A 3,399-nucleotide genomic window follows, 5' to 3' on the forward strand; every position below is an offset into this window, starting at 1 on the left:
GAAAGAAAAAAGCTAGAGAGAAAGAACTCCTTATAGAAAAAGATGTTGAAGTAGAATAGCATCTATTTAACATAATGGTCGTTATACGAAATGCATTCGTTAGAAACCATTTAAAGTGTCTGTATTCTCACCAATAAAAATGTCTGCTTTTAGAATACGTGCTTTTGCGATTTGTTTAGCGGACGGTTTGGTATGTTGATGCCTATGCAGATAAACTTAACCGCTTGCTTACTGAAGAAACTGTTCCTGATGATCAGCTAGATCTCGCAGATATTCCTGAAATTACCGACTGGAGTAACGTTGTACACCAAAATCAATTTTATCATCCAGTGAAGCAGCAAACGTCTATTCATTTAGATGCCGATTAAAGCACAAGGTAAATGTTATCAAACACAGAGAATGAAACCCTTCGATACAATGCTGAAAGAATTAAAGAATCATCAATAAAAATGGGAGCTTATAGCTCCCATTTTACTTTCAATAGATGATCTTACTGACGAATTAATTTAATGTACAGTAACTGTGATACTACCAGTATTCACAGCACCAAGTGCTGAAGTGTTGATACCATCAATATGATTACTCAATCCTACTGTATTTACAGAAGCATTAACTGCACCAGAATTGTAAGCTATATTCGCTGCACTGTAATTACTTAAAGTTTCAGAGAATTGATTATAATAGCTACTATTAACTGCTGCACTGAGAGAACTGTCGAAATCTGATGCATGGTATCCTCCCCAGAAAGAAGCCGATGTATGTGATATATCTTCTGTAGCAGCCAGACTTCCAGCGAATGTACCAGAATGAATGGCATTCATACTACCTTGTTCTAGGCTGATGTTACCTGTATTTGCAGCACCAACTGCTGAAGTTGTTACCGCAATAGTGTTGCCAACATTATCAAGGTAATTAAAGCCACCAGCGGTGTTAACACTAGCATTAACCATGTTTGTATTGACTGCAAGATTAAGCGCAGTACCATTACTAGCATGCTGTGATAATGAACTAAGGGTTGCTGGTCCAAAGAAACCACCAATAGTATGTAACCTTACGTCAGCAGCTTGAGCAGTTGTCATGGCTGCGCCTAGAATGCTGACAGATAAAGCGATTGTTTTGATAGTATTTTTCATAGTTTTATTCCCTTTTTCTACTTTCGAAGCACTCCTCGCTAAGCACCTCTTTTTATAATGGGAGCGAGCCCATTTTTTACATATCTTTTAATCACGCTGAGTTGCTGACCAATAATTTTCGACAACTGCTGGATTAGCACTTCCCAATAGAGGAGGAGCCTTCTCCTTTTCTTTTTCTTCATTCATTTTGCTCGAAGAAGGTAAGACCGGTTTCATGCTAATAACTGGAATAAGATCCTTTTTGCTCATTTCTGGAGACTCTTCAGGATCTTTAATCAGATTGGATTCTTTGTTCTTAATCGGCTGTGTATCTTTGCTTGGTGAGTTAATAGATTTATTTTTCTCATTGGACGAATTTATTTTCTCTGAAGGTGATAATGTAACTGGATTGCTTGAAACCACAGATTTTTGCTGTTGGGTCTCTTTATATTTATAAAGAGCAACAGAACTTGGCGTTAAATTTAATTGACCAAATTCAGGTGGTATCGTAGCGCGGCAGCTTTCAAATGTTGATGGTGGAACGACTTGACTGAGTAATTCAAAAGTAGCCAGATTCAACATTTGACGCAAAGCGAAATTTGTCGCCTCACGTTCTCCTTTTCCGATCTGAATATTTAATAAAGTTCGACCAGCAAATCTGCCTGCATTTATGCCGTAATCCTGTGCAACAATTTGTTTTTGTAGCGAAACATTCGCAACGACTTTACTGGTACGTGCATCTGTGAGAGATAAATCTAAACCAACTATAATTCGAGTTTGACTGTAATTGGGACCAACACCACCAATCTGCATGTCAAAACCACCGCCAGGAATAAAATCCAAACTGTTAATGCTACCTGTCACATAATAATTAGAAGCCTGAATTTGCCGTGGGTCACGAATCCCCCATTTAGCTTCGCTTTCAATAATGCGAGGATCACGCCGATTCAATAAATTGACGCCAGCCTGAAACAGTGCAGATTGCACCATATCTCCAGCACCTTGTGTCACCATTTTTCCAGTGCCACCATCGGTAATTACATCCTTGCCTGTTTGATCTAAAATTGCTCCAACAGAAAAGTTGACATCATTGCGTACTCGCCCTTTCATGCAGGATAAGGCCATATCAAAAGGCGTAAAAATATCGGTGATAGCTGGCCCTTGCACAAGGGTAACAGGCTTCTTGTTTGAAACAGCCATGCCAGTACATCCTGTTAGAACATAGCTTAAACAGATCGTGATACTCACAGATTTATTTAACGGGAAATTTAGCATACTGGTACTCCCGGCTGTGCGCTTAAGTTAATGCATTTCTGATTATTTTGAAATGTATTCGAATTTATAGGTTGAACTGTATTCGAATCTATAGATCCTTTATTAAGTGATGTATTTGAAATATTTATACCGCGGTTATTTGAACCGTTTACATTTAACGTATTGGTAGAAGAATCTAGTGTTCCAATAGAGGTTGTATTTGTAGTTGTACTATTTAATGTCCCTATAGTCGTTGTGCTGTTTAGTGTGGTCTGTCCTAACCCAGAATAATAATCTGAATTCCTAAGCTCAATTAAGTTTGCTTGGTATAAATTCTGACTAGAAGTATTACTTGATGCTGCCCAGCGTGAACTCCATTCATCTGATGCGGCATAAGAGTTAGTCAGAAAACATAAACAAAACAAACTGACATTGATTACCGATATTTTCATAATCATTACCGTCCTTTTAATCTAAGAGTATTTTTTTAATCCAATTTTTATTCACCGCTATATTTAGATTTTATTAAAAATATTATTTCACACACAAAAAATAAATAAACAACTAAATTAAATAAATAAATCCTTCTTATTTTAAATAAAAATAAATCATTGATTATTAAAAATAATTTAAATGTAATAAATTGTTTTCTTGAAATTGACTTATTTTTAAGAAATTTAATTATTAATCAAAATAAATAAATTAACACTTAAATTAAAATAATATTTTTACTAAAAAATTTTATTTTATTAAAATCATAAATATCTGTTTTATAGGTGTTTAAAATATGAAAACCATAATTTTATATTTAAAATATATTTTATAATTCATATTATTTATCAGTATATTTATACATTAATAGATCTTTTTAATAACTCAGAAAACGTTCATTTTTACTGATGAATATGTATAAAAACGTAAGCACTGATGAAGCGAAAGACAATGTGAGAAATATTTAAAACCGCAGAAAATGGTTTTAAAGGTGAGGTGTAGCAACCTTAGTATCTATGAAATGATACAAACTTTTTTGGCG

The 3,399-nt window shown here is 34.7% G+C and carries 3 protein-coding genes and 1 pseudogene; 1 reads left to right on the forward strand and 3 read right to left on the reverse strand.

The window, feature by feature from the left end; genetic code table 11:
• Window positions 1–212 precede the first annotated feature (212 nt).
• Window positions 213–447 (forward strand): annotated as a pseudogene (locus F975_RS00005) (BrnA antitoxin family protein); the annotation flags it as partial.
• Between the two features lie 59 nt (window positions 448–506).
• Here the strand turns inward: F975_RS00005 and F975_RS00010 are convergent.
• From F975_RS00010 to F975_RS15920, 3 genes are all read right to left on the reverse strand, one after another.
• The gene (locus F975_RS00010) at window positions 507–1,133 is read right to left on the reverse strand and encodes a hypothetical protein (RefSeq protein WP_004749151.1); all 627 of its coding nucleotides are present in this window, start codon (window positions 1,131–1,133) and stop codon (window positions 507–509) included.
• Between the two features lie 87 nt (window positions 1,134–1,220).
• Window positions 1,221–2,387 carry a CsgG/HfaB family protein gene (locus F975_RS00015; protein ID WP_004749153.1) on the reverse strand — a complete coding sequence of 389 codons (1,167 nt, stop codon included), beginning with the start codon at window positions 2,385–2,387 and terminating at the stop codon, window positions 1,221–1,223.
• Window positions 2,381–2,818, reverse strand: a complete 438-nt coding sequence (locus tag F975_RS15920; protein ID WP_081399800.1) for a hypothetical protein — start codon at window positions 2,816–2,818, stop codon at window positions 2,381–2,383. The genes F975_RS00015 and F975_RS15920 overlap by 7 nt, the downstream gene beginning before the upstream one ends.
• Window positions 2,819–3,399: the final 581 nt, after the last annotated feature.

Origin of the sequence: Acinetobacter brisouisimilis, assembly GCF_000368265.1 — a bacterium.
GTDB lineage: Bacteria > Pseudomonadota > Gammaproteobacteria > Pseudomonadales > Moraxellaceae > Acinetobacter.

Excerpts from the sequence above, each read along its gene's own strand:
- F975_RS00010 (WP_004749151.1), bottom strand. The coding sequence starts at position 1,133 with ATGAAAAATACTATCAAAACAATCGCTTTATCTGTCAGCATTCTAGGC.
- F975_RS00015 (WP_004749153.1), bottom strand. The coding sequence starts at position 2,387 with ATGCTAAATTTCCCGTTAAATAAATCTGTGAGTATCACGATCTGTTTA.
- F975_RS15920 (WP_081399800.1), bottom strand. The coding sequence starts at position 2,818 with ATGAAAATATCGGTAATCAATGTCAGTTTGTTTTGTTTATGTTTTCTG.